The sequence below is a fragment of the Pseudomonas sp. T1.Ur genome (assembly GCF_023516725.1).
Classification (GTDB): domain Bacteria; phylum Pseudomonadota; class Gammaproteobacteria; order Pseudomonadales; family Pseudomonadaceae; genus Aquipseudomonas; species Aquipseudomonas alvandae.
In genome coordinates, this window is sequence record NZ_JAMGSN010000001.1 from 5,807,794 (window position 1) to 5,832,665 (window position 24,872).

General features: G+C 60.9%; 25 protein-coding genes and 1 pseudogene. 10 read left to right on the forward strand and 16 right to left on the reverse strand.

Annotation, left to right across the window (positions count from 1 at the left end; translation table 11 throughout):
- Nucleotides 1-266: 266 nt before the first annotated feature.
- Genes M8Q45_RS25620 through exbB form a run of 3 tightly spaced genes read right to left on the reverse strand, consistent with a single transcriptional unit; the run spans nucleotide 267 to nucleotide 2,425 of the window.
- Nucleotides 267-1,022, reverse strand: a complete 756-nt coding sequence (locus tag M8Q45_RS25620) for an energy transducer TonB family protein (protein WP_249876901.1) — start codon at nucleotides 1,020-1,022, stop codon at nucleotides 267-269.
- Nucleotides 1,019-1,447, reverse strand: coding sequence for a TonB system transport protein ExbD (exbD, locus tag M8Q45_RS25625; protein WP_030142181.1), 429 nt, complete (start codon nucleotides 1,445-1,447; stop codon nucleotides 1,019-1,021). The genes M8Q45_RS25620 and exbD overlap by 4 nt, the downstream gene beginning before the upstream one ends.
- A gap of 6 nt (nucleotides 1,448-1,453) precedes the next feature.
- Entirely contained in the window at nucleotides 1,454-2,425 is a 972-nt protein-coding gene (gene exbB, locus M8Q45_RS25630; RefSeq protein WP_249876902.1) for a tonB-system energizer ExbB, read from the reverse strand.
- 189 nt (nucleotides 2,426-2,614) lie between these two features.
- Between exbB and M8Q45_RS25635 the strand changes: the two genes are divergently transcribed.
- Nucleotides 2,615-3,472 (forward strand): SDR family oxidoreductase, encoded by an 858-nt coding sequence (locus M8Q45_RS25635; RefSeq protein ID WP_249876903.1) that lies wholly within the window; start codon nucleotides 2,615-2,617, stop codon nucleotides 3,470-3,472.
- Nucleotides 3,473-3,610: 138 nt separating this feature from the next.
- Here M8Q45_RS25635 and M8Q45_RS25640 read toward each other — a convergent pair whose 3' ends face one another.
- From M8Q45_RS25640 to M8Q45_RS25665, 6 genes are all read right to left on the reverse strand, one after another.
- Nucleotides 3,611-4,351, reverse strand: a complete 741-nt coding sequence (locus tag M8Q45_RS25640; protein WP_249876904.1) for a hypothetical protein — start codon at nucleotides 4,349-4,351, stop codon at nucleotides 3,611-3,613.
- A 56-nt stretch (nucleotides 4,352-4,407) separates the two neighbouring features.
- Complete coding sequence (ridA, locus tag M8Q45_RS25645; protein ID WP_030142177.1) at nucleotides 4,408-4,788, reverse strand: deaminase RidA; 381 nt, start codon at nucleotides 4,786-4,788, stop codon at nucleotides 4,408-4,410.
- A gap of 35 nt (nucleotides 4,789-4,823) precedes the next feature.
- Nucleotides 4,824-6,929 carry a bifunctional GTP diphosphokinase/guanosine-3',5'-bis pyrophosphate 3'-pyrophosphohydrolase gene (gene spoT / locus M8Q45_RS25650; RefSeq protein ID WP_030142176.1) on the reverse strand — a complete coding sequence of 702 codons (2,106 nt, stop codon included), beginning with the start codon at nucleotides 6,927-6,929 and terminating at the stop codon, nucleotides 4,824-4,826.
- 60 nt (nucleotides 6,930-6,989) lie between these two features.
- Nucleotides 6,990-7,253 (reverse strand): DNA-directed RNA polymerase subunit omega, encoded by a 264-nt coding sequence (gene rpoZ, locus M8Q45_RS25655; RefSeq protein WP_003177259.1) that lies wholly within the window; start codon nucleotides 7,251-7,253, stop codon nucleotides 6,990-6,992.
- A 167-nt stretch (nucleotides 7,254-7,420) separates the two neighbouring features.
- Nucleotides 7,421-8,041, reverse strand: a complete 621-nt coding sequence (gene gmk, locus M8Q45_RS25660) for a guanylate kinase (protein WP_030142175.1) — start codon at nucleotides 8,039-8,041, stop codon at nucleotides 7,421-7,423.
- Nucleotides 8,042-8,053: 12 nt separating this feature from the next.
- Nucleotides 8,054-8,917, reverse strand: a complete 864-nt coding sequence (locus M8Q45_RS25665; protein ID WP_249876905.1) for a YicC/YloC family endoribonuclease — start codon at nucleotides 8,915-8,917, stop codon at nucleotides 8,054-8,056.
- 263 nt (nucleotides 8,918-9,180) lie between these two features.
- Here M8Q45_RS25665 and rph point away from each other — a divergent pair, with 263 nt between their 5' ends.
- From rph to gltS, 3 genes are all read left to right on the forward strand, one after another.
- Nucleotides 9,181-9,903, forward strand: a complete 723-nt coding sequence (gene rph / locus M8Q45_RS25670) for a ribonuclease PH (RefSeq protein WP_003177262.1) — start codon at nucleotides 9,181-9,183, stop codon at nucleotides 9,901-9,903.
- A gap of 30 nt (nucleotides 9,904-9,933) precedes the next feature.
- A complete protein-coding gene (locus M8Q45_RS25675) occupies nucleotides 9,934-10,302 on the forward strand; it encodes a DUF4870 domain-containing protein (RefSeq protein WP_249876906.1) in 369 nt (122 codons plus the stop codon).
- Nucleotides 10,303-10,655: 353 nt separating this feature from the next.
- Entirely contained in the window at nucleotides 10,656-11,864 is a 1,209-nt protein-coding gene (gltS, locus tag M8Q45_RS25680) for a sodium/glutamate symporter (RefSeq protein WP_249876907.1), read from the forward strand.
- 93 nt (nucleotides 11,865-11,957) lie between these two features.
- On the opposite strand, the gene crc is transcribed toward gltS, so the two are convergent.
- Nucleotides 11,958-12,737, reverse strand: a complete 780-nt coding sequence (gene crc / locus M8Q45_RS25685) for a catabolite repression control protein Crc (protein ID WP_013694557.1) — start codon at nucleotides 12,735-12,737, stop codon at nucleotides 11,958-11,960.
- 83 nt (nucleotides 12,738-12,820) lie between these two features.
- Here crc and pyrE point away from each other — a divergent pair, with 83 nt between their 5' ends.
- A complete protein-coding gene (gene pyrE, locus M8Q45_RS25690) occupies nucleotides 12,821-13,465 on the forward strand; it encodes an orotate phosphoribosyltransferase (RefSeq protein WP_060740059.1) in 645 nt (214 codons plus the stop codon).
- Between the two features lie 174 nt (nucleotides 13,466-13,639).
- Here pyrE and argB read toward each other — a convergent pair whose 3' ends face one another.
- The 4 genes and pseudogenes from argB to coaBC form a co-directional block, all read right to left on the reverse strand.
- Entirely contained in the window at nucleotides 13,640-14,545 is a 906-nt protein-coding gene (argB, locus tag M8Q45_RS25695; protein WP_003177267.1) for an acetylglutamate kinase, read from the reverse strand.
- A 27-nt stretch (nucleotides 14,546-14,572) separates the two neighbouring features.
- Nucleotides 14,573-15,976: pseudogene (locus M8Q45_RS25700) on the reverse strand (phosphomannomutase/phosphoglucomutase); the annotation flags it as partial.
- 250 nt (nucleotides 15,977-16,226) lie between these two features.
- Nucleotides 16,227-16,682, reverse strand: a complete 456-nt coding sequence (gene dut / locus M8Q45_RS25705) for a dUTP diphosphatase (RefSeq protein WP_030138214.1) — start codon at nucleotides 16,680-16,682, stop codon at nucleotides 16,227-16,229.
- 5 nt (nucleotides 16,683-16,687) lie between these two features.
- The gene (coaBC, locus tag M8Q45_RS25710; protein ID WP_217860629.1) at nucleotides 16,688-17,896 is read right to left on the reverse strand and encodes a bifunctional phosphopantothenoylcysteine decarboxylase/phosphopantothenate--cysteine ligase CoaBC; all 1,209 of its coding nucleotides are present in this window, start codon (nucleotides 17,894-17,896) and stop codon (nucleotides 16,688-16,690) included.
- A 145-nt stretch (nucleotides 17,897-18,041) separates the two neighbouring features.
- Here coaBC and radC point away from each other — a divergent pair, with 145 nt between their 5' ends.
- Nucleotides 18,042-18,716 (forward strand): RadC family protein, encoded by a 675-nt coding sequence (gene radC, locus M8Q45_RS25715; RefSeq protein ID WP_249876908.1) that lies wholly within the window; start codon nucleotides 18,042-18,044, stop codon nucleotides 18,714-18,716.
- An 81-nt stretch (nucleotides 18,717-18,797) separates the two neighbouring features.
- Here the strand turns inward: radC and M8Q45_RS25720 are convergent, their stop codons facing one another.
- On the reverse strand, nucleotides 18,798-20,387 hold the full coding sequence (locus tag M8Q45_RS25720) for an ABC transporter substrate-binding protein (RefSeq protein WP_249876909.1): 1,590 nt from the start codon (nucleotides 20,385-20,387) through the stop codon (nucleotides 18,798-18,800).
- A gap of 436 nt (nucleotides 20,388-20,823) precedes the next feature.
- On the opposite strand from M8Q45_RS25720, the gene rpmB reads away from it, so the two are divergent.
- Both rpmB and rpmG read left to right on the forward strand, forming a co-directional pair.
- Nucleotides 20,824-21,057 carry a 50S ribosomal protein L28 gene (rpmB, locus tag M8Q45_RS25725; RefSeq protein ID WP_003177273.1) on the forward strand — a complete coding sequence of 78 codons (234 nt, stop codon included), beginning with the start codon at nucleotides 20,824-20,826 and terminating at the stop codon, nucleotides 21,055-21,057.
- An 11-nt stretch (nucleotides 21,058-21,068) separates the two neighbouring features.
- Nucleotides 21,069-21,224, forward strand: a complete 156-nt coding sequence (rpmG, locus tag M8Q45_RS25730) for a 50S ribosomal protein L33 (protein WP_003177274.1) — start codon at nucleotides 21,069-21,071, stop codon at nucleotides 21,222-21,224.
- A gap of 185 nt (nucleotides 21,225-21,409) precedes the next feature.
- Here the strand turns inward: rpmG and M8Q45_RS25735 are convergent, their stop codons facing one another.
- Nucleotides 21,410-21,772, reverse strand: a complete 363-nt coding sequence (locus M8Q45_RS25735; protein ID WP_249876910.1) for a cupin domain-containing protein — start codon at nucleotides 21,770-21,772, stop codon at nucleotides 21,410-21,412.
- A gap of 233 nt (nucleotides 21,773-22,005) precedes the next feature.
- Here M8Q45_RS25735 and M8Q45_RS25740 point away from each other — a divergent pair, with 233 nt between their 5' ends.
- Nucleotides 22,006-23,499 carry an aldehyde dehydrogenase gene (locus tag M8Q45_RS25740; protein WP_249876911.1) on the forward strand — a complete coding sequence of 498 codons (1,494 nt, stop codon included), beginning with the start codon at nucleotides 22,006-22,008 and terminating at the stop codon, nucleotides 23,497-23,499.
- A gap of 188 nt (nucleotides 23,500-23,687) precedes the next feature.
- The gene (locus M8Q45_RS25745; RefSeq protein WP_249876912.1) at nucleotides 23,688-24,830 is read left to right on the forward strand and encodes an MFS transporter; all 1,143 of its coding nucleotides are present in this window, start codon (nucleotides 23,688-23,690) and stop codon (nucleotides 24,828-24,830) included.
- The last annotated feature ends 42 nt before the right edge of the window (nucleotides 24,831-24,872 follow it).

Sequence of the window (24,872 nt, forward strand, 5' to 3'; positions counted from 1 at the left end):
CGTTATCAGACTGGAGGCGCGGTGCGACACTGGCGAATGTCTGTGTGGTCGTTGCCGGATATGAAAAAGGCATCTTTCGATGCCTTTGTTTGATTGTGGCGAGGGAGCTTGCTCCCGCTGGCCTGTGCGTAGGAGCTGCCGAGCGAAGCGAGGCTGCGATCTTTCCGGTGCCATTGAGTCGCAAGCGAAAGATCAAAAGATCGCAGCCTCGCTTTGCTCGGCAGCTCCTACAGGTCCAGTGGGAGCACGCCGCTCGTGTCTTGAAGTCAGCGCCGACGCTTGTCGATGGAATACAGGAACGGCGCCGTCAGTTCGACCGTGCCATTGGTCAGCAGGTCGGCCGGTGGCTTGGGCAGCGGTTGGGCGCGGCGGATCATTTCCAGGGTGGCCCGGTCCAGATCGGCGTTGCCTGACTTGCCCACCAGTTCGAAGGACACCACGTTGCCTTCGGCATCCACCACGAACCGCAAGCGGTTCATGCCTTCCTTGCCGCGTGCCTGGGCGCTGGCCGGGTACTTCTTGTATTTGCCCAGGTGCGCCAGCAGCGTGCCTTGCCAGCTGGCCTTGGCTGCCATTTGCGCGGGCGAAGGGCCTGGGGCCGGTTGCGCGGACTTCTCGGCCGGTGCCTGGGTGGGCTGAGTGTCGGCGGGCTTCTGCTCCGACGGCGTTTCCTTCGGCGGCTCCGGCTTCTTCTCCACCGGCTTGGGCTTGGGCGGTTGAGGCTTCGGCTTGGGCTTGACCGGCTTGGGCACGGCGATTTCCGCCTTCGGTGCTTCGGCCAGTTTCGGCAGCGGCAGCTCTTCCACCGGCTCGGGCGGTTGCGGCGGTGTGACGACTTTTGGCGGGGCAGGCGGTGGCGGCGCTGGGACCGGGGCCAGTTCGACCATCATTGCCTGGGGCGGCAATTCGATGGGCGGACGTGACGTCCAGTTCAGCGTCAGTGCGATGGCGAGCGCGTGCACGCCCAGCACCACGGCCAGGCTACCGCTGTAACGCGTCAGCTTTTGGCGCGTCGTGATCATTTTTTCGGCGCCGTCTCGAGACCGACCAGGCCGACCTTCAAGTAACCGGCGCCGCGCAGGGCGTCCATCACGCTCATCAGGTCGCCGTAATCCACGCCTTTGTCGGCCTGGAAGAAGATCGTCGTGTCTTTCTTGCCCTGGGTCTTGGCGTCTAGGGTCGGGCCGAGGCTCTCGACCTTGATTTCCTCTTCGCCCAGGAACAGGCGCTGGTCAGCCTTGACGCTCAGGAACACCGGTTTTTCCGGGCGTGGCGATGGCTTGGCCGTCGATGCGGGAAGGTCAACCTTGATGTCCACGGTGGCGAGCGGGGCGGCCACCATGAAGATGATCAACAGCACCAGCATCACGTCGATGAACGGCGTGACGTTGATTTCGTGGTTCTCGGCCAGATCGTCGTCTGCGCCTTCTTTCAAATGCAGGCCCATGGCCGATTACCCCACTTTCACCATGTGCGGTTGCGAGCCACGCTCGGGCGGCAGATGATCGAGGTCGCGGCTGACCAGCAGCAGGACTTCGGCCGAAGCATCGGAAACCTGGGCCTTGTAGCCGGCGATGGAGCGAGCGAAGACGTTGTAGATCACCACCGCCGGGATGGCCGCGACCAGGCCCAATGCGGTCGCCAGCAGGGCTTCGGCAATGCCGGGGGCGACGACGGCGAGGTTGGTGGTCTGGGTCTTGGCGATGCCGATGAAGCTGTTCATGATCCCCCACACGGTACCGAACAGGCCGACGAACGGCGCGGTGGAACCGATGGTGGCGAGCACGCCGGTGCCGCTGCTCATGTTGCGACCGCAGGCGGCAACCAGGCGCTCGAGGCGGAAGCTGACGCGTTCCTTGATGCCTTCCTTCTCGCGGCTGTTGGCCGACAGGCGCATCTCTTCGAGGGCGTCATGCACCAGCAGGTTGGCGAGGGTGCCTTCCTTGCCGGCGGTGGCGCTGGCTTCCTTGAGGGTGGCGGCTTTCTTCAGCGCGGCGATTTCACCCCGCAGGCGACGCTTGGCGCCCAGCAGTTCGAAGCCTTTGGCGATCCAGATGGTCCAGGTGATGATCGAGGCGATGGCCAGGCCGATCATCACGGCTTTGACGACCACGTCGGCGTTCTTGTACATGCCCCAGGGCGACAGGTCGTGGGCCATGCCCAGGGTGTTGTCGGCTTCGAGCACTTGAGGCGCGTCGGCGTCGACGGCCAGGGTCGGATCGGTGGCCACGGGCGTCGCAACGGGTGCGGCCGGGTCGGCGGGTGCCTGGGCGGCAGCAGGCGCGGTGGCCGGTGTCGTGGCGGGCGTCTGGGCATCAGCGAAGGCGGCACTTGGCGCCAGCATCAGGCTGAGCAGCAAAGCTGCCACTGCGCTCCAGGCGCGAGGTCGGTTGGTTGGCGAAGCGGAGGAGAGAGAGCGTGTCATGCTGGCCGGACCTGAGAGGAAAAAGAGGGTTGATGTTCTTCCAGGCCTCGTGAGGCCGAGAACAAAAGTGGCGAGCATTATTGCAAGTAATTCTTGTTAACAGAAGCAATACGCTTGCTTTTTTTGTCGCATGGCTAGCCGCTGGTCCCTCTGGCAGCTAGTCTGCGGCTTTTCCAAAAGGAGATCCTGATGCCCGCGCCTTCTGTTTTGATTGCCGGTTGTGGTGATGTCGGCGGTCGCCTGGCCCCGCAATTGCTGGCGGCTGGCTGGCATGTCTACGGCCTGCGCCGTGATGTCTCGCGGTTGCCGGACGGTGTGACTGGCGTTGCCGGCGACCTGTTCAATGAAGACTGCCCAATGACTTGGCCGGTAGGCGCTATCGATTACGTGGTTTATTGCGCCGCCGCCACCGACCACGATGAGGATGGTTATCGGAAGGCTTACGTCCAGGGGCTGCAGAACGTGCTGAGTTGGTTGGGTGACTATGGGCAGGTGCCCGATCGACTGATTTTTGTATCCAGCAGCAGTGTGTATGGCCAGCAGGACGGTGCGTGGGTCGATGAGACCTCCGAGACTGTCGCTGCCGGCTACTCCGGACGCTTGATGCTTGAAGCCGAGCAGGTGGCACTCAAGAGCGGTATTCGCGCAAGTGTCCTTCGCCTGACTGGCATCTATGGCCCGGGCCGCGAATGGCTGCTGACCCAAGTGCGTCGCGGTTATCGCGTGGCGATGAAGCCGCCGCTTTACGGCAACCGGATTCATGCGGACGATGCTGCTGGATTGCTGGCGTTTCTGTTGGAAAAGGATCGGCAGGGCGTGCAGCTGGAGGATTTCTACATCGGTGTCGACGATGCACCCGCGCCGTTGGCCGAAGTGGTGGGTTGGCTACGCGAATATCTGGGCGTGACCGAGTGGGCTGATGACGCCAGCGTGCGCCGCACGGGTAGCAAGCGTTGCAGCAATGCGCGGGCGAAAGCGTTGGGTTGGGTGCCCCGCTATCCGAGTTATCGCGAGGGGTATGCGGCGATTCTTGAAGGGCGCTGCTGATTTTTTCTGCCAGCCGAAAAAACAACTGTGGGAGCGAGCTTGTTCGCGATAGCGGTATAACAGTCAACTCGATGTTGAGCGTTATGGCCTCATCGCGAGCAAGCTCGCTCCCACAGGGGAACCCCGTCGGGGCTACTATTATTGTTTTTCAAGCACCCACTTGCGGGCACCCGGCGTAAACGACGGCATTTCATCCGCCAGCGCCGCATTCACGGTCTGGAAGATTTCCAGTTTCTTGCCATCGCGGGCAAAGATCCAGGTATTGCCCTGGCCGCTCTGTTGCAGCCAGATGTTGTCGTTGCCACCGCTCATTGAGGCGCAGTCGCCGGCCAGGCACAAGGCGTAGCGATCGGCGCCCGGCAGGCCGCTGACTTGCCCGTCGGGTTGGAACTGCACCGTAGCGCCCTGGCCTGGGCCCTCGACAATGTTCCAGTTGCCGCCCAGGTAGGCGGTGTACAACGCTCGCTCGAAGCTGGCGCCAATCGGTGCGCCTTCCGGTATCTGCACCTGTGCGCGGTCGAACAGCTGCTGCGGCTCGTTTTCGGTGGCGGCCTGGCTCAACTGGTCGCCGTCGCGCTTGAGTTCGCTGGCGGAGCTGCCGTAGAAGTCGACTTTCCACGCGCCGTCCTGTTCGCCGAGCAGCTTGCCTTCGACATTTTCAAAACCGTTGGTGTAGCGCGCCTGGCCGGCGCGGGTGTTGACGTCCCATTCCAGGTTAGGGCCATAGGCCTGCAGTGCTTCGCGAAGCGGGCCGCCCTTGGCGGCAGCGTCGATGGCGGCCTGGTTGATCCAGGTGCCGCTGATGTCTCGGTCGGCAGGGTCGCTGGCGCAGCCGCTCAGAAGGAGGGCAAACAGCGAGAAGGCAAGCGCTTTGCGCATGAAGGAATCCTTTCAAAACGAAAACGGCGCAGCGGGGGAACGCTGCGCCGGGCTTTTTACTCGATGACCAGGATGGCGTCCATCTCGACTTGGGCGCCCTTCGGCAAGGCAGCCACGCCAATGGCAGCACGGGCAGGGTAAGGCTGGTCGAAATACTTGCCCATGATCTCGTTGACCTTGGCGAAGTGGCTCAGGTCGGTGAGGAAGATGTTGAGCTTGACGATGTCCTTGAACGAACCGCCAGCGGCCTCGGCCACGGCTTTCAGGTTCTCGAAGACCTGCACGGTCTGGGCTTCGAAGCCCTCGACCAGTTCCATGGTTTTCGGGTCCAGCGGAATCTGGCCCGACATGTACACGGTATTACCCGCCTTGATCGCCTGGGAATAAGTACCGATGGCGGCCGGGGCCTTGTCGCTGGAGATAACGGTCTTGGTCATTGATGACTCCTTGTAATGAGGGCGCTATTGCAGAGCTATGCACGCATGCGCGTGATGCGGATGACCCCTGTCAGGGCGCGCAGTTTCTTGATCACGCGGGCCAGGTGTACGCGGTCGTGCACGCTGACCACCAGCTGGACGACGCTGATGCGGCCATCGCGCTCATCCATGCTGATTTTTTCGATGTTGCCGTCGGCGGCGTTGACGCTGCTGGCCAGCAGGGCGATCAGGCCGCGCTGGTGCTCCAGCTCGACGCGCAGTTCGACGTTGAATTCGCCGGTGACATCCTTGGCCCACGAAAGCTGGATGCATTTTTCCGGGTTGTGGCGGATTTCGCTGATGTTGCGGCAGTTGTCCAGGTGCACCACCATCCCCTTTCCGGCGGACAGGTGCCCGACAATCGGGTCACCCGGGATTGGCGTGCAGCACTTGGCATAACTGAGCACCAGGCCTTCGGTGCCGCGAATCGCCAGCGGACCTTCAGGGCTCGGCAATTGTTCGCCTTCGCCGAGCAGGCGACGGGCGACGACATAGGCCATGCGATTGCCCAGGCCGATGTCCTCGAGCAGGTCTTCGATCAATTCGAGACGGTATTCGTGGAGCATGACCTGCACGCGCTCGGCCGGGATCTTGTCGAGCGAGCTGTCGAAACCGTTCAGGACCTTGTTCAGCAGGCGTTCGCCGAGGCTGATGGATTCGGAGCGACGTTGCAGCTTCAACGCGTGGCGGATGTGCGTACGGGCCTTGCCGGTGACCACGAAGTTGAGCCACGCGGGGTTGGGGCGCGCGCCGGGAGCGCTGACGATTTCTACCGTGGAGCCGCTTTGCAGCGGTTCGGACAACGGTGCCAGGCGGCGGTTGATGCGGCAGGCGATGCAGCTATTGCCGACGTCGGTGTGCACCGCATAGGCAAAGTCCACGGCCGTGGAGCCTTTGGGCAGCTCCATGATCCGGCCCTTGGGCGTGAAGACGTAGACCTCGTCCGGGAACAGGTCGATCTTCACGCTCTCGATGAATTCCAGGGAGTTGCCGGCGCGCTGCTGCATTTCCAGCACACCCTTGACCCACTGCCGCGCGCGGGCGTGAGTGCTCTTGGGTTGTTCGTCGCCGCTGGATTTGTACAGCCAATGGGCCGCGATGCCGTTGTTGGCCATCTCTTCCATTTCGCGGGTGCGGATCTGGATCTCGATCGGTACGCCGTGCATGCCGAACAGCGTGGTGTGCAGCGATTGGTAGCCGTTGGCCTTGGGAATCGCGATGTAATCCTTGAAGCGCCCCGGCAACGGTTTGTACAAATTATGCACGGCACCCAGCACGCGGTAGCAGGTATCGACCTTGTCGACGATGATCCGGAACGCGTAGACGTCCATGATCTCGTTGAAGGCCCGACGCTTGCCGCGCATTTTCTTGTAGATGCCGTAGAGGTGTTTCTGCCGCCCGCTGACTTCGCCTTCGATGCCGTCGATTGCCAGGCAGTGGCTCAGGGACTCTTCGATCTTGTTGACGATTTCCTTGCGGTTGCCCCGGGCGCGCTTGACGGCCTGGTTGATCCGCGCCGAACGCATCGGGTGCATCGCCTTGAAGCCCAGGTCCTCGAACTCGATACGAATCGCGTGCATGCCCAGGCGATTGGCGATGGGCGCGTAGATTTCCAGGGTTTCCTTGGCAATGCGCCGGCGTTTCTCGCCGGACAGGACCTCCAGGGTACGCATGTTGTGCAGGCGGTCGGCGAGCTTGACCAGGATCACGCGGATGTCGCGGGCCATGGCCATGGCCATTTTCTGGAAGTTCTCGGCCTGGGCCTCGGCCTTGGTCTCGAAGTTCATCTGGGTCAGCTTGCTGACCCCGTCGACCAGTTCGGCCACGGTTTCGCCGAACTGCGCTTGCAGCGCTTCCTTGGCAATGCCGGTGTCTTCGATCACGTCGTGCAGCATGGCCGCCATCAGGCTCTGATGGTCCATGTGCATGTCGGCAAGAATATTCGCCACCGCAAGCGGATGCGTGACGTACGCCTCGCCACTGCGGCGGCGCTGGCCGTCGTGGGCTTGTTCGGCGTAGAAATAGGCTCGGCGGACCAGGTTGACCTGGTCCGTGCCGAGGTAGGCCGATAAGCGATCGGCGAGGGCGTCTATGCTCGGCATGATAGTGACTCCTGCCGTCTGCTGTGACCCCGCGCCGTGCTACGTCGACCAGGCATAGGCTTAGACCGCCTCGTTGGACTCGTCCTCGAACGCCGCGAACAGCGGTTCGTCTTCAACGATTTCAGCGTTGGCGATGAACTCGTAGCTCATCAGGCCTTCGGCGATTTCACGCAGCGCTACCACGGTAGGCTTGTCGTTTTCCCACTGGACCAATGGCTCTTTGCCGCCGGTGGCCAGTTGACGGGCACGCTTGGTAGAGAGCATGACCAGCTCAAAGCGGTTTTCCACGTGTTCTAGGCAGTCTTCAACGGTTACGCGGGCCATGGTATTCCTCGGAGCGAATGCAATATGCGCGCTGCCCGGTTGGGCGAGCGGACTCGACAGTTTAAAAAAACACCAGCGTTTAGGGAAGCGCTGATTTTTTGATCAAACCCCTCGGCGCGCTGCGAGTACCAATGTAAAGCCGTCGCAGCGGTTTTGGGAAGGGCTGATCAGCCCAGCAGTTCGGCCAATAATTTACCGAAACGTTGCTGTTGGCGTTTTTGCTGGAGCTGGCTGGCGCGGAAAATCGCCTTCAAGTCGTCCAGTGCATGGGCGAAATCGTCGTTGATGATCAGGTAATCGTAGTCGACGTAGTGGCTCATTTCGCTGACCGCTTCGCGCATCCGGCCTTCGATGATCTCATCGCTGTCCTGGCCGCGGTTGGTCAGGCGCTGGCGCAAGGCCTGCTGGCTCGGCGGCAGGATGAAGATCGAACGGGCATGGGGCATCAGCTTGCGAACTTGCTCGGCGCCCTGCCAGTCGATTTCCAGGATCAGGTCGTGACCTTCGTCGAGGGTCTGCTGCAAATAGCTTTGCGATGTGCCGTAGAGGTTGCCGAAGACTTCGGCGCGCTCGAGGAAGTCGCCGTGCTCGGCCATCTTCACGAACTCCTCACGATCGACGAAGTGGTAGTTCACCCCGTTGACTTCGCCCGGACGCATCGCGCGGGTGGTGTGGGAGACCGAGACGCGGATCTGCGGCTCGGCGTCGATCAAGGCCTTGACCAGGCTGGTCTTGCCGGCGCCCGAGGGCGCGGAAATGATGTAGAGGGTGCCGGTGCTGTGGGTCATGTCGGGTTAGCCTTACTCAATGTTCTGCACTTGTTCGCGCATTTGTTCGATCAACACCTTGAGGTTGACCGCCGCTTGGGTGCTGCGCGGGTCGAAGGCCTTGGAGCCCAGTGTATTGGCTTCGCGGTTGAGCTCTTGCATCAGGAAGTCGAGGCGGCGACCGGCCGCACCGCCGGACTTGAGCACCCGGCGGACTTCGATGATGTGGGTGCTCAGGCGATCCAGTTCTTCGGCCACGTCGCTCTTTTGCGCGAGCATGACCATTTCCTGTTCGAGGCGCTGCGGGTCCAGCTCTGCCTTCATGTCGGCGAAGCGATCAAGGACTTTCTGGCGCTGGGTGGCGAGCATCTGCGGGACCAGCTCGCGCAGTGTGACGACGTCCTCTTCAATGGAGCTCAGGCGCTCGTTGATCAGCCGGGCCAGCTCTGCGCCTTCGCGCTCGCGACCGGCCTTGAGTTCTTTGAGGCCTTGATTGAACAGCGCCAGCGCCTCGGCGTTCAGTGCCTGGGGATCGCTTGCGTCGCCTACCAGTACGCCAGGCCACGCCAGGACCTCCAATGGATTCAGGGCGGCGGGATTCTTGATCAGGCTGGCGACGGTTTCCGCGGCGGCGACCAGTTGCGCCGCGCGCTCACGGTCGATCTGCAGCGTCTTGCCGCTGCTTTCTTCGGTAAAGCGCAGGGTGCATTCCAGCTTGCCCCGGGACAGGCCCTGGCGCAGCGCTTCGCGCACGCCGCCTTCGAGGTCGCGGAAGGACTCGGGCAGGCGCAGGTGCGGCTCCAGGTAGCGGCTATTGACCGAACGCAGTTCCCAGCTCAGCGTGCCTTGGACGCCGGCCTTCTCGACGCGGGCGAAGGCGGTCATGCTGTGCACCATGGAGGTTCCTCGCAATGCAGGCAGCCACAACGGTGATCGTGGTGCCTGGGACTTGTGGATAAATGCCGCAGGGCAGCAAAGGCGCAGGATTGTAGCGCAGTGGGACGCAAGCGCCCAAACAGCTCCGGTTACAAAGCGCTGCAGCCCGTCGGCCGGGGCCTCCAGCGTGTTCACCCGTCGCGTCGGCTTTTTAGATCTGCCCTATGGCGGTCCACGGCTCTATAATGCCCAGCAGTTTTCCGTCCTCTGTACAGGTGTTCCCTATGAAACGTCCAAGTGGTCGCGCTGCCGATCAGCTTCGCTCGATCCGCATTACCCGCAACTACACCAAACACGCCGAGGGATCTGTACTGGTCGAATTCGGTGATACCAAGGTCATTTGCACCGTCAGCGTCGAAAACGGCGTGCCTCGTTTCCTCAAGGGGCAGGGCCAAGGCTGGTTGACCGCCGAGTACGGCATGCTGCCGCGCGCCACGGGCGAACGGAACCAGCGTGAGGCCAGCCGTGGCAAGCAGGGCGGCCGGACCCTGGAAATCCAGCGCCTGATCGGCCGTTCGCTGCGCGCCGCGCTGGACATGTCCAAGCTGGGCGACGTCACGCTGTATGTCGACTGCGATGTGATCCAGGCTGACGGCGGCACTCGCACCGCGTCCATCACCGGTGCAATGGTTGCGCTGGTCGATGCCTTGAAAGTGATCAAGAAGCGCGGCGGCCTGAAGGGCGGCGACCCGCTCAAGCAAATGATCGCCGCCGTGTCGGTGGGCATGTACCAGGGCGAGCCCGTGCTGGACCTGGACTACCTGGAAGATTCCGCCGCCGAGACCGATCTGAACGTGGTGATGACCAGCGCTGGCGGCTTCATCGAAGTCCAGGGTACTGCCGAAGGTGCACCGTTCCAGCCGGAAGAGTTGAACGCTATGCTGGAGCTGGCGAAGAAAGGCATGAACGAAATCTTCGAATTGCAAAAGGCCGCCCTGGCCGACTGATCGTTGTGCGCTTCAGACAAGGAGAATGTCATGAGTGATGAGCAAGTCCTGTTGCCCCAGCCGAGCAAAGAAGTCCGGCAATGGGCGATGTTTTGTCACCTGTCTGCACTGGTGGGGATTTTCATTCCGTTCGGTTCGCTGATCGGCCCGCTGATCATCTGGCAGATCAAGCGTGAATCCGACCCGTTCATCGATGCCCAGGGCAAGGAAGCGCTGAACTTCCAAATCACTGTGGCGATCGCCGCGGCTATCAGCTTGCTGCTGATGATCGTGGTGATCGGTTTCTTCCTGTTTGGCCTGGTGGCCATCGGTGCGTTGGTGCTGACCATCATCGCTGGCGTGAAGGCCAATGAAGGGCAGCCGTATCGGTATCCGTTTACTTGGCGGTTGGTTAAATAACCTTCCACGCTGCTCAAAAATGCCCCGCCTTATCGGGGCATTTTTTTTGACGTCTTAAGTGATTCTCTTTATGTACGATGCCCTTTGTGCGCAAAGTTGTTGCGCTTGTTTATTGGTCTTACATTTTTAGTCACAACTGCACAGTTTCAGCGCGGTCTCTGTGCTTGGCAATAAGACTCTACGATTGATAGAGTTGGCCCAAGTTATATTCCTTCAGAAATATTTCGATATATTCAGACCATTGAAGGTCATTGAATTAAAAGACAATCAGTGTTGAGGATTCAACCTGTTCAAGCGGCGTGTCCAGGTAAAAAGCTCGTCCTTGAAAATACTTGAAAAAAGAATAAGTAATTATGTTTCAGCTCGATTTCTATGGAACGCTTGTCGCTGCCTCTCTAGTACTTTTGCTGGGACGCGGACTTGTTACGCGCGTTGGTTTTCTGCGCGCCTACAATATCCCTGAACCGGTAGCGGGCGGACTGGTAGTTGCTCTGGCGCTCCTGGCTTTGCGGGGGCTTGAAGTTGAAGTCCGATTTGATACGTCGCTGCAAACACCGTTGATGCTGGCCTTTTTTGCCACGATTGGCCTGAGTGCGGATTTCGCCAGCCTGAAAAAAGGTGGGCGCGTGGTGGGAGTTTTCCTGTTTGCGGTGGTCGGCCTGCTGGTGGTCCAGAATGCCATGGGCATCGGGCTTGCAAAGGCCCTGGGGCTCGATCCGTTGATGGGGTTGCTGACCGGCTCGATCACCTTGGCAGGGGGGCACGGCACGGGCGCGGCGTGGGGGGCGGTGTTCAGTGAGAAATACGGTCTGGCTTCCGCCTCTGAGCTTGCGATGGCTTCTGCGACGTTTGGCCTGGTGTTGGGTGGTTTGATTGGCGGTCCGGTTGCGCGCCTGCTCATCAAGCGTGTTCAGTCACCCGGCAGCCTTGAACCGGAAAAGCCCCGGGTGCCCAAGGGCTTTGAACAGCCGAACAAAGAGCGCTCGATCACACCGTTTTCGTTTATCGAGACACTTGCTTTGATCGCGGTCAGCCTGTTGGCCGGCACGCTCTTGAATGGGCAGCTCCACGGCACTGTGTTCGAATTGCCGACGTTCGTTTGCGTCTTGTTCGTGGGAGTGATCCTGCGCAACGGACTTTCGGCACTTGGCTTGTATCAAGTATTCGAGCGAGAAGTATCCGTGCTTGGCAACGTCAGCTTGTCGTTGTTCCTGGCGATCGCCTTGATGTCACTCAAATTGTGGGACCTGGCCTCATTGGCCTTGCCGATCTTCATCATCCTGGCGGCGCAGACATTGGTCATGGCACTGTTTGCGATTTTCGTGACCTTCAGGATCATGGGCAGTCACTACGATGCCGCGGTATTGGCGGCGGGACATTGCGGTTTTGGGCTTGGCGCCACGCCGACGGCCATCGCCAACATGCAAGCTGTGACGCAGCGCTACGGACCTTCGCAGATAGCGTTCCTGGTGGTGCCGATGGTGGGCGCGTTCTTCATCGATATCATTAACGTCATCGTCATCAAGTTGTACCTGGCCCTGCCGTTTTTCGCCGTGACGTGATGTTCCGGGCGGTAGCGTGCTCCATGAAAAATGCCCGTATCTTGCGATACGGGCATTTTTGGGTCGACCGGCTTGAGGCCGTCGTCGATACGCTTATATGGTCAGCGTCCAATCGTAATCCACGATCAGCGGCGCATGCTGCGAGAACCGTGGCTGGCGCGGCAGGCGAGCGCTGCGTACGAAACGGCGCAGCCCAGGCGTCAACAACTGGTAATCGAAACGCCAACCGAGGTTGAGCATCTCGGCTTGCTCGTTGTCCGGCCACCAGCTGTACTGGTCGCCTTCACGGCTGACTTCACGCAGGGCGTCGACATAACCCATGTTGCCAATGATCTCGTCCATCCAGGCACGTTCCGGCGCCAGGAAACCAGGAGACTGTTGGCTGTCGCGCCAGTTCTTGATATCCAGCTTCTGCTGCGCCACGTACAGCGAGCCACAATAAATGTACTCGCGACGTTTGCGCCGCTGTTTATCCAGGTAACGGGCGAAGTCGTCCATCAACTTGAATTTCTGATTCAAATCTTCATCGCCGTTCTGCCCCGATGGGAGCAGTAAGGTCGCGATGCTGACCTTGTCGAAATCGGCTTGCAGGTAGCGCCCGTAGCGGTCCGCCGTCTCGAAACCGAGACCGTTGATGACAGCCTTCGGTTGCAGCCGCGAGTACAAAGCCACGCCACCCTGGGCGGGGACTTCGGCATCGCAGGCATAAAGGAAGTAACCATCCAGTTGGAAGGCTGCATCGTCCAGTTCAAAGGCGGAGGCGCGGGTGTCCTGCAGGCAGATGACGTCGGCATTCTGTGCTTGCAGCCAACTGAGCAAACCACGCTCGACTGCAGCCTGAATACCATTGACGTTCACACTGATGATCCGCATAAATGGCCCCAAAAATCACGTGCGTGTATGATACACGCCGTGTACCTATTTAGCTAAATCCGCGGTATTTGAGGCTTTTTTTCATGCAGGCGTATCAGCGCGATTTCATTCGCTTTGCCATCGATCGCGGCGTTTTGCGCTTCGGTGAGTTCACCCTCAAGTCCGGGCGCACCAGCCCGTACTTCTTCAATGCCGGCCTGTTCAACAGCGGTACCGCGCTGGCGCAGTTGGGCCGGTTCTATGCCGCGGCCATCGTCGAGAGCGGCATTCCGTTCGACGTCTTGTTCGGCCCCGCCTACAAAGGCATCCCCCTGGCCGCCACCACCGCCGTCGCCCTGGCCGAGCATCATGGCCGCGACCTGCCTTGGTGCTTCAACCGCAAGGAAGCCAAGGCCCACGGCGAGGGCGGCAGCCTGGTCGGCGCGCCGCTGACCGGCGACGTGCTGATCATCGATGACGTCATCACCGCCGGCACCGCCATCCGCGAAGTGATGCAGATCATCGCTTCGCAAGAAGGCGCCAAGGCCGCCGGCGTGCTGATTGCCCTGAACCGCCAGGAGCGCGGCAACGGTGAGCTGTCGGCCATCCAGGAAGTGGAGCGCGACTTTGGCATCCCGGTGATCAGCATTGTCTCGCTGAACCAGGTGCTGGAGTTCTTGGCCGACGATCCGCAGCTCAAGCAGCATTTGCCGGCGGTTGAGGCCTATCGGGCGCAGTTCGGCGTCTGAGAGACCTGCGCAATCCCCCTGTGGGAACGAGCTTGCTCGCGATAGCGGTGTGTCAGCCAGCATTGATGTTGAATGATAAATTGCCATCGCGAGCAAGCTCGCTCCCACAGGGAGGAAGGCAAAAAAAGACCCCGCTCAGTCTGGCTGAGCGGGGTCTTTTTTTATCGGTATCGCTTAAGGACGCTTGCGATTGCTGATCAACGTTCCCACGCCGGTGTCGGTGAAGATCTCCAGCAGAATCGCATTCGGCACACGACCATCGATGATCAGCGAGCTGCCGACGCCGCCCTGGACCGCTTCCAGCGCGCAACGAATCTTCGGCAGCATGCCGCCGTAGATGGTGCCGTCGGCGATCAGGTCATCGACCTGCTGGGTCGACAGTCCGGTCAGGACCTTGCCCGACTTGTCCATCAGGCCGGCGATGTTGGTCAGCAGCATCAGCTTTTCAGCTTTCAGTGCCTCGGCAACCTTGCCCGCCACCAAATCGGCGTTGATGTTGTATGACTCACCGTTGGCACCCACGCCGATTGGCGCGATGACCGGGATGAAGTCGCCCTTGACCAGCAGGTTCAGCAGGTCGGTGTTGATGCCGACCACTTCGCCCACCTGGCCAATGTCGATGATTTCCGGCTGGGTCATTTCCGGGGTCTGGCGGGTAACGGTGAGCTTCTTCGCCCGAATCAGCTCGGCGTCCTTGCCGGTCAGGCCGATGGCGCTGCCGCCGTGGCGGTTGATCAGGTTGACGATGTCCTTGTTGACCTGGCCGCCGAGGACCATTTCCACCACGTCCATGGTCTGCGCGTCGGTGACGCGCATGCCATCGATAAAGTGGCTCTCGATCGACAGGCGCTTGAGCAGGTCACCGATCTGCGGGCCACCACCATGCACAACCACCGGGTTGATGCCCACGGCCTTCATCAGCACGATATCGCGGGCGAAGCCGGTCTTGAGCTCCTCGCTTTCCATCGCGTTGCCGCCGTATTTGATCACCAGGGTCTTGCCGACGTAGCGTCGGATATAAGGCAACGCTTCGGACAGGACCTTGGCGGTGTTGGCGGCGGCTTCGCGTTCGAGGGTCATTCAGGGCTCCGGTAGTGCTTCAAAAAATCAAAACGGTAGTTGGAGATCAGGTGCAACACGTTTGAGTTGGGCGTGGAACACGTCCTTGATGCGCTGCAGTTCGGCTTCGTTGTCGGCCTCGAAACGCAGTACCAGCACCGGTGTGGTGTTGGACGCGCGAACCAGGCCCCAGCCGTGTGGATAGTCGACCCGAACACCATCGATGGTGGTCAATTCGGCGCCTTCGCCCCACTGGGCGTCGTGCAGTGCATCAATGATGCTGAATTTGCTCTCTTCGGTCACATGGATATTGATTTCTGGCGTAGAAATATCGTTCGGGAAGGTCGCGAACAGCTCTTCCGCGGTGGATTTCTCCTTGCTGAGGATCTCCAGCAGGCGCGCTGCGCTGTAGATGCCGTCATCAAAACCGAACCAGCGTTCCTTGAAGAAGATGTGGCCGCTCATTTCGCCGGCCAGCAGGGCACCGCTTTGTTTCATTTTCTTTTTGATCAGGGAATGACCGGTTTTCCACATGAGCGGACGACCGCCGTATTCCTTGATCAGGGGCACCAGGCGACGGGTGCACTTCACGTCGAAGATGATTTCGGCGTCGGGGTTGCGTGCCACCACGTCTTTGGCGAACAGCATCAGCAGGCGGTCCGGGAACACGACGCTGCCGGTCTCGGTCACCACGCCCACGCGGTCGCCATCGCCGTCGAAGGCCAGGCCCAGGTCTGCCTTGGTTTCCTTGACCTTGGCGATCAGGTCTTGCAGGTTTTCCAGCTTGCCCGGGTCCGGGTGGTGGTTCGGGAAGTTGCCGTCAACGTCGCAGAACAGCGGGATCACTTCGCAGTTCAGGGCTTCGATCAGTTGCGGGGCGATCACGCCAGCCGCGCCGTTGCCGCAATCGACTACCACTTTCAGGCGGCGGGCGAGTTTCACGTCCTTGACGATCTCGTCGTTGTAGCGCGGCAGGATGTCGACCTTGGTCACGCTGCCTTGGCCGCTGCTCAAGTCATTGGTCTTGAGGCGGGTGTGCAGTGCCTGGATCTGCTCGTTGGCGAGGGTGTCGCCGGCGATGACGATCTTGAAGCCGTTGTAGTTCGACGGGTTGTGGCTGCCGGTGAGCATCACGCCGGATTTGCCGGCCAGCACGTTTGCGGCGTAGTACAGCGCCGGTGTTGGCACCAGGCCGACATCACTGACGTGGCAGCCACTGTCGGCAATGCCCTTGATCAATTGCTCGACCAGCTCCGGGCCGGACAAACGGCCGTCGCGGCCGACGTTCACGTTCGGTTCGCCCTGGGCCAGGCTCTGGGAGCCGATGGCGCGGCCTATCCAGTAGGCGGTTTCAGCCGTCAGGGTTTCCGGCACGACGCCACGGATGTCGTAGGCGCGGAAGATGCTGTCAGGAAAGATCGGGGCGATTGCGGCTGGGGTGTTCATGGGCGGGGCGCTCTATCAGGAAGGTGACTGGACAGGCCGACATTGGGTGTCGGCAGGCTCAAGCTGAAGGGTATGACGACGTTTTTGGCAGAGAGTTCGCGGTGGGAAAGTGCCATGAGACAGCGTTACCCCGGTCCGAACCGTCTAAAACGTTGATTCCGGATGGGAAACCTCGTCGCCAGCCGTTGCGCATTTTTCGTCCTGAAACAGAAGCTTAATAAAGCAGCCGGGCAGGGCGCCCGGCTGGAAACGTGGATCAATGACTGCCGGAATGGCCGAAACCACCTGCGCCACGCTGGCTTTCGTCGAACTCCTGGACCAGTTCGAAGTGAGCCTGGACCACCGGCACCAGCACCAATTGGGCAATGCGCTCGCCCACGGCGATGTTGAACGCGGTCTGGCCGCGGTTCCAGCACGACACCATCAGCTCGCCTTGGTAATCGGAGTCGATCAGGCCCACGAGGTTGCCCAGTACGATGCCATGTTTATGGCCCAGGCCCGAACGTGGCAGGATCAGTGCGGCAAGGCCCGGGTCACCGATGTAAACCGACAGGCCGGTCGGAATCAGCAGGGTCTGGCCTGGTTCCAGCACCGTGTCCTGCTTGAGCATGGCCCGCAGGTCGAGGCCCGCGGAGCCGGGGGTAGCGTACTGCGGCAGCGGGAATTCGTTGCCAATGCGAGGGTCGAGGATCTTGGCTTGTAGAGCGTGCATTGAAATTAAACCTGGTTCAGCCGTTCGGCGATGAAAGTGATCAGTTGGCGGGCGATCTTGCCCTTGCTGGTCTGGGCGAAAAGCGTGGCGTGCAACTGGCGGTCGATCACGCTGCAGGCGTTTTCTTCGCTGTTGAAGCCGATGCTCGGGTTGGCGACGTCATTGGCGACGATCAGGTCCAGATTCTTGTCCTTGAGCTTGCGCGCGGCGTAATCGAGCAGGTGTTCGGTTTCGGCGGCGAAGCCCACGCTAAATGGACGGTCGGGGCGGGTGGCGATGGTGGCCAGGATGTCAGGGTTGCGCACCATTTGCAGGAGCAGGCCGTCGCCACTTGTAGGGTCTTTCTTCAATTTTTGCGGGGCGACGACTTCAGGCCGGTAGTCCGCCACTGCCGCCGAGGCGATGAACAGGTCGCACGGGATGGCGGCTTCGCAGGCTGCAAGCATGTCCCGGGCGCTGACCACGTCGATACGGGTCACGCGGTCCGGCGTTGGCAGGTGCACGGGACCGGTGATCAGCGTCACCCGGGCGCCGGCCTCCACGGCGGCTTCGGCCAGGGCGAAGCCCATCTTTCCGGAGCTGTGGTTGGTTATATAGCGCACCGGGTCGATGTTTTCCTGGGTCGGCCCCGCGGTGATCAGCACGTGCTTGCCCGTCAGGGCCTCGCGTTTGAAGCAGTCGGCGGCGCACTGGGCCAGGTCGGTGGCCTCCAGCATGCGGCCCATGCCGACATCGCCGCAGGCCTGGCTGCCGGAAGCCGGGCCGAAGACTTTCAGGTCGCGGCTTTCAAGCAGTTGCAGGTTGGCCTGGGTGGCCGGGTCTCGCCACATGGCCTGGTTCATGGCCGGTGCCACGGCGACCACGGCGTCGGTGGCGAGCACCAGGGTGGTCAACAGGTCATTGGCAATGCCTTGGGCGAGGCGAGCGATCAGGTCGGCCGTCGCCGGGGCGATCAGCACCAGGTCGGCCCACTTGGCCAGTTCGATATGACCCATGGCGGCTTCGGCCGCCGGGTCGAGCAGATCCAGGTGGACCGGGTGACCGGACAGGGCCTGCATGGTCAGCGGCGTGATGAACTCGCTGCCGCCACGGGTCATGACGACCCGCACTTCCGCGCCCTGGTCGATAAGCCTGCGAACCAGCTCGGCGCTCTTGTAGGCAGCAATGCCGCCGCCGACGCCCAGAACGATGCGTTTCCGATACAGCCGCTGCATAGGCCTGCCTTTCGATTTCAGTGGTCAGTGCAGGGCGAAACCCTCGGCATGAGCCTGCCTGGGTGCAAATCGCCTGCAAAAAAGATGGGCTAAGATATCACAGCGTCCGCTACGGAACAGCGGCGCCCACTATCAGGGAGATGCCATGAGTATTCGGGATTGGCCCGTGGCCGAGCGGCCGCGGGAAAGGTTATTGGCGTCGGGAGCGGGGAGCCTTTCGGACGCCGAGTTGCTGGCAATATTTTTACGCACGGGTGTGGCGGGCAGAAGCGCGGTGGACCTGGCGCGACAACTCTTGATCCAATTTGGCAGCCTGCGCGCGCTGCTTGAAGCGGATCAGATCACCTTCAGTAACCATATGGGGCTCGGACCGGCAAAGTTTGCCCAGCTTCAGGCTGCTCAGGAAATGAGTCGTCGGCATCTGGCTGAACGGGCACGGGAGAAGACCACGCTGGAAAGCCCGTTCGCGGTTCGTGACTATCTGAAATCAATGCTGCGCCACGAACCCCACGAGGTGTTTGGTTGCCTGTTTCTCAATTCCAAGCACCAGGTGCTGACCTTCGAGGCGCTGTTTCGCGGCTCGATCAATAGCGCCAGTGTCCATCCCCGGCAAGTGGTCAAGAGGGCATTGGCCCACAACGCCGCTGCCGTGATCCTGTGCCACAACCATCCCTCCGGCAACACCGAGCCCAGCCAAGCCGATCGAGCGCTCACCGAGCGGCTTCAGGAAGCGCTTGAGCTGATCGATGTGCGGGTGCTCGATCATTTCATCATCGGCGATGGGGAGCCACTGTCCATGGCGGAGTATGGGTGGATGTGAAGCAGCGGCAAGCTATCAGCTCCAAGCGGCAAGCCAGGGCTGTATGCGGTCTGCTCTTGACTTGCGCTTGAAGCTTGAAGCTTACGGCTTGAAGCTGACGTTCGAATAATCCTGGCGCCCAAACGGGCTCACCGCATACCCCTGCACATCCTTGCGGGTCAGTGCGAAGGCGGTGGGGTGCGCCAGGGGCAGCCAAAGGGCCTGCTGTTGGATCTGCGCCTGGGCCTGTTCGTAGAGCTTGGTGCGTACACCTTGCTCGCCGGTGGTCTTGCCGGCGCTGATCAGCTTGTCCAGGTCCGGGTTGCAATAACGGGCAAAGTTGGTCCCGGACTTGACCGCCGCGCAGGAAAATTGCGGGGTGAGGAAATTGTCCGGATCGCCGTTGTCACCGGCCCAGCCCATGAACAGCAAGTCATGTTCGCCGGCCTTGGCGCGGCGGATGAGCTCGCCCCATTCGATCACGCGGATTTCCGCCTGGATGCCGATCTCTGCCAGGTCCGATTGCAGCAACTGTGCCCCCAGGCTCGGATTGGGGTTGAGCAGGCTACCGGATGGGCGAGTCCAGATAGTGGTCTTGAAGCCTTCCTTCAAACCGGCCTTGGCCAGCAAGTCCCGAGCCTTGGCCGGATCATGGGCATAGCCGGGCAGGTTTTTAGCGTAGCTCCAGGTGTTTGGTGGGTATGGGCCGTTGGCCGCTTCGGCGGTGCCTTCGAAAACGGTCTTGAGGTAGCTGGGCTTGTCAAAGGCGAGATTGATTGCCTGGCGGACTTCAGGCTTGTCCAAGGGCGGATGCTGGCTGTTGATCGCCAGGAAGGCGGTCATGAAGGCGTCAGTCTGTTCCACTTTCAGCGTGGGCTCTTGCTTGGCGGCCTGTACGTCCAGGGGCTTGGGCGACAGTGCGATCTGGCATTCATTGCGCCGCAATTTCTGCAATCGGACGTTGGCGTCCGGGGTGATGGCGAAAATAAGGGGGTCTACCTGAGGCTTGCCGCCGAAATATTCGTTGTTGGCCTTATAGCGAATCGAGGCGTCTTTCTGAAAGCGGTTGAAAATGAACGGGCCGGTGCCGATGGGTTGGCTGTTCAGTTGTTCCGGCTTGCCGGCGTTCATCAACTGGTCGGCATATTCGGCTGAATAGATCGAGGCAAAACCCATGCTCAGCGTGGCCAGGAAGGTCGAGTCGGCGTGGTCCAGCGTGAATCGCACCGTCAACGGGTCCAGTGCGTCGATCTTGGTAATCAGTGCGGGCAACTGCATGGACTGGGCGTGAGGGAAGCCGCTTTGCGCAACCTTATGCCAAGGGTTGGCCGGATCGAGCATCCGATCGAAGCTGAACTTGACGTCTTCGGCCGTCAGGTCGCGGCGCGGCGTGAAATAGTCGGTGTGGTGGAACTTGACCTGTGGCCGCAGCTTGAAGACATAGGTCAGGCCGTCGGGCGAGACGTCCCAACTGCTGGCCAGGCTCGGCACCACTTTGCCGCTGGCCGTGTCGAAATCCACCAGGCGGTTCATCAGCACGTCGGCGGAAGCATTGGTGGTGGTCAGCGAGTTGTATTGAACGACATCGAACCCCTCCGGGCTGGCCTCGGTACACACGCTCAGGGCGGCGGCCTGGGCCAGCGGGCTGATCAGCAGAGGGGCGAGCAACAAGGGTAGGGCAGCGAGGCGCATGATTGATTTCCTGTGCAGGTCGGAGGCCCATCTGCGAGTGCAGTCTGGAAAAGGCCTACCCTAGTGGGCTCGCCGGTAAATGACTATCCCCTTTTTGCATTTTCCGGCACTCTGCGCCGACGAATTCGGGCTTCCATCGGGCGCCAGTGGAAAATTACCTGCGTGCAGCGACGAGCGGTAAGGGGTCGCGCCAGCCTCTGCCCCCGCCGTCCGGGGCGGTGGGTCGAAGATTCCCCAGGAAGACAAATCACAACGGCTGTTGTTGTGCCTGGGTCTTTCTGGTATAAAGCAGCGCTCTTTTCTAGGGGCCCGGTTCCTTCACTGTAGGTGTAGCCGGTAAGACCCTTAAAGAAACGCGGCGCCTGGCGCCAAATGACTGAGAGATTAAGCGGCCAACCCATGCCGGGTTGGGCATGTGGTTTTAGAGGGCTGAGGCATGTCTAGAGTCTGTCAAGTTACCGGTAAGGGTCCGGTGACTGGGAATAACATTTCCCACGCAAACAACAAAACCCGTCGTCGTTTCCTGCCGAACCTGCAGCATCACCGCTTCTGGGTTGAAGAAGAGAAACGTTTCGTACGTCTGCGCGTATCTGCCAAGGGCATGCGCATCATCGACAAGCGTGGCATCAGTGTCGTGCTGGCCGAACTTCGTCGCGATGGCAAGGTTTAAGGGAGCTAATCATGCGTGAATTGATTCGTTTGATCTCGAGCGCCGGTACTGGTCACTTCTACACTACCGACAAGAACAAGCGTACTACCCCGGACAAAATCGAGATCAAGAAATATGATCCGGTTGTTCGCAAGCACGTGATCTACAAGGAAGGCAAAATCAAGTAATTGATTTTTCCCTCTTTACAAAAAAGGCCCGTATCGCGAGATACGGGCCTTTTTTGTTGCCTTTTTTCTGTCTGTCAGGACCTCATCGCGAGCAAGCTCGCTCCCACAGGAGTCTCAGGCGTCACACAGTCCAGTGTGGGAGCGAGCTTGCTCGCGATGGGGCCAGTCCAGGCAACACAAAATCCTCAAGCCTTCTGCTCAAACACCACATAGATCTTGCGGCACGGTTCCAGCACTTCCCAGGTGCCCTTGAACCCGGCCGGGATCACGAAGCGATCCCCTGCCCGAAGCGTCTTGGCATTGCCCTCGTTGTCCCGCAGTACGGAGACGCCTTGGACGATTTCGCAGTATTCGTGCTCGGTATAGTTGACCGTCCACTGGCCGACAGCACCTTCCCAGACGCCGGCGTTCATCTGCCCGCACGGGCTGCTGTAGTGGTTGAACACCGCTTGTTCGGGATCGCCCTTCAGCACTTTGGCCGGGTCCGGGCGATAACGATCGGCGACGGTGTTGGCCTGGCCGAAATCGACGATGTCCTGGATGCTCATGCGGGTGATCTCCGGTGATGGCTTGGAAGGCCTCGAGTCTATGTTTATTAAAATGAACATCGCAAGGCCGTTTGCCTGGGTTGTGTCAAATATATTGAAACATTACCAGCGGCTGGTTTAGGGTGGCGGATGCCCCGTGCCGAAAACAGCACCGTAAACCGGCTGGCACGGCAGGAATTCTTGAACGCTGCGCAGGACGCGGCGTTCCTACCCAATAAGAGGAGGACACTCGCATGACCACCCTGACTCGTGCCGACTGGGAACAGCGCGCCCGCGACCTGAAGATTGAAGGCCGCGCCTTCATCAACGGTGAATACACCGATGCGGTGTCCGGCGAAACCTTTGATTGCGTGAGCCCGGTCGATGGCCGCCTGCTGGGCAAGATAGCCAGCTGCGACGTGGCTGATGCCCAGCGTGCCGTCGAAAACGCCCGTGCGACTTTCAATTCCGGCGTCTGGTCGCGCCTGGCACCGAGCAAGCGCAAGGCCACCATGATTCGTTTCGCTGGCCTGCTCAAGCAGAACGCCGAAGAGCTGGCCCTGCTGGAAACCCTGGACATGGGCAAGCCGATCAGCGACTCGCTGAACATCGACGTTCCTGGCGCGGCCCAGGCGCTGAGCTGGAGCGGTGAAGCCATCGACAAGATCTACGACGAAGTGGCTGCTACGCCCCACGATCAGTTGGGCCTGGTGACCCGCGAACCGGTCGGTGTCGTGGGCGCGATCGTGCCGTGGAATTTCCCGTTGATGATGGCTTGCTGGAAGCTCGGCCCGGCGCTTTCCACCGGTAACTCGGTGGTGCTCAAGCCCTCCGAGAAATCCCCACTGACTGCGATCCGCATCGCTGCCCTGGCCATTGAGGCCGGTATTCCGAAAGGCGTGCTGAACGTCCTTCCGGGTTACGGTCACACCGTTGGCAAGGCCCTGGCCTTGCACATGGATGTCGATACGCTGGTGTTCACCGGCTCCACCAAGATCGCCAAGCAATTGATGGTCTACTCCGGCGAATCCAACATGAAGCGCGTCTGGCTGGAGGCCGGCGGCAAGAGCCCGAACATCGTCTTCGCCGATGCGCCGGACCTGCAGGCCGCCGCCGAATCCGCCGCCAGCGCCATTGCCTTCAACCAGGGCGAAGTCTGCACCGCCGGTTCGCGGCTGCTGGTGGAGCGCTCCATCAAGGACACGTTCCTGCCACTGGTGGTCGAGGCGCTCAAGGGCTGGAAACCCGGCAATCCGCTGGACCCGGCCACCAACGTCGGGGCCCTGGTCGATACCCAGCAGATGAATACCGTGCTGTCCTACATCGAGGCCGGTCACAGCGATGGCGCCAAGCTGGTGGCGGGCGGTAAGCGGATCCTCGAGGAAACCGGTGGCACCTATGTCGAGCCGACGATTTTCGACGGCGTGAGCAACGCGATGAAAATCGCCCAGGAAGAGATTTTCGGCCCAGTGTTGTCGGTCATTGCCTTCGACAGCGCCGAAGAGGCCATCCAGATCGCCAACGATACGCCTTATGGCCTGGCGGCGGCGGTGTGGACCAAGGACATCTCCAAGGCTCACCTGACCGCCAAGGCACTGCGCGCCGGCAGCGTGTGGGTCAATCAATATGACGGTGGCGACATGACCGCGCCGTTCGGTGGCTTCAAGCAGTCGGGTAACGGTCGCGACAAGTCGCTGCATGCGTTCGACAAGTACACCGAGCTGAAGGCGACCTGGATCAAGCTGTAATCATGAAGGCCGTGGATTTATTCGAGGCCTGATACAGCGGTAATCCCTGTGGGAGCGAGCCTGCTCGCGATTGCGGTATGACAGTCGACGACTCTGTTGAATGTTGCTCCGCTTTCGCGAGCAGGTTCGCTCCCACATTTGTTTTGTGGTGGCCTCTGGAATCGATCGTTATCCACAGGAGCGTGGAAATGCGTTGGGCGACTTATTTCGCCGTGTTGGCTTCTGTCCTGAGTGTCGGCCTGGCCCTGGGCGTAACCATGCCCCTGGTGTCGCTGCGCCTGGAAGGCTGGGGTTATGGCTCGTTTGCTATTGGCGTGATGGCGGCCATGCCGGCGGTTGGTGTGCTGGTAGGGGCCAAGGTGTCGAGCCGGCTGGCGGCGCGCTTCGGCACGGCGGCGCTGATGCGCTTGTGCCTGTGGGGCGGAGCGCTGTCCATCGGGTTGTTGGCCTTGATGCCGAGCTATCCGGTCTGGTTGGTGCTGCGGCTGGTGATTGGTGTGGTCCTGACCCTGGTATTCATTCTGGGCGAGAGCTGGATCAATCAGTTGGTCATCGAGCGATGGCGCGGGCGGTTGGTGGCGCTGTATGGCAGCAGCTATGCCTTGAGCCAGTTGTCCGGGCCGTTGCTGCTGGGGGCGCTGGGAACCGATCATGACTACGGCTTCTGGGTGGGCGTCGGCCTGCTGCTGGTCGCGCCGTTGTTGCTGCTCGGTCGCAGTGGCGCGCCCAGCAGCGAAGCCAACAGTGTCACGCTCAAGGATTTGTGGGGCTTTTGCCGGGGCCTGCCGGCGATCGGCTGGGCCGTGTCCTTGTTTGCCGCCTTCGAAGCGATGATCCTGACGTTGCTGCCGGTCTATTGCTTGCGCCAGGGATTCAGTGCCGATGTTGCGCTGGCGATGGTCAGCACGGTGGTGGTCGGCGATGCCCTGCTGCAACTGCCCATTGGCGCCTTGGCCGATCGCCTGTCGCGCCGGTCGTTGTTTACCGGCTGCGCGGTCGCCTTGATGTTCTCCAGCCTGGCGGTGCCGCTGTTGATCGATACACCCCTCATTTGGCCGCTGTGGGTGCTGTTTGGTGCCAGCGCCGGAGGGCTGTTCACGTTGTCGCTGATCCTGATCGGCGAGCGTTATCGCGACGATGCGCTGGTACGGGCCAATGCCCATATCGCCCAGCTGTGGGGGATTGGTTGCCTGGTCGGTCCGCTGATCGCGGGCGCTGGCAGCCAGTGGGTCAGCGGGCATGCGTTGCCATTGTTCATGGCGGCGGGGGCGTTCGGATTGGTGATTCTATTGTTGCGCCAAGGCGCGTTCGGGGCGACGCAGACTGCCTGAAAGATAGAAGCGACCTGTGGCGAGGGCGCTTGCTCCCGTTCG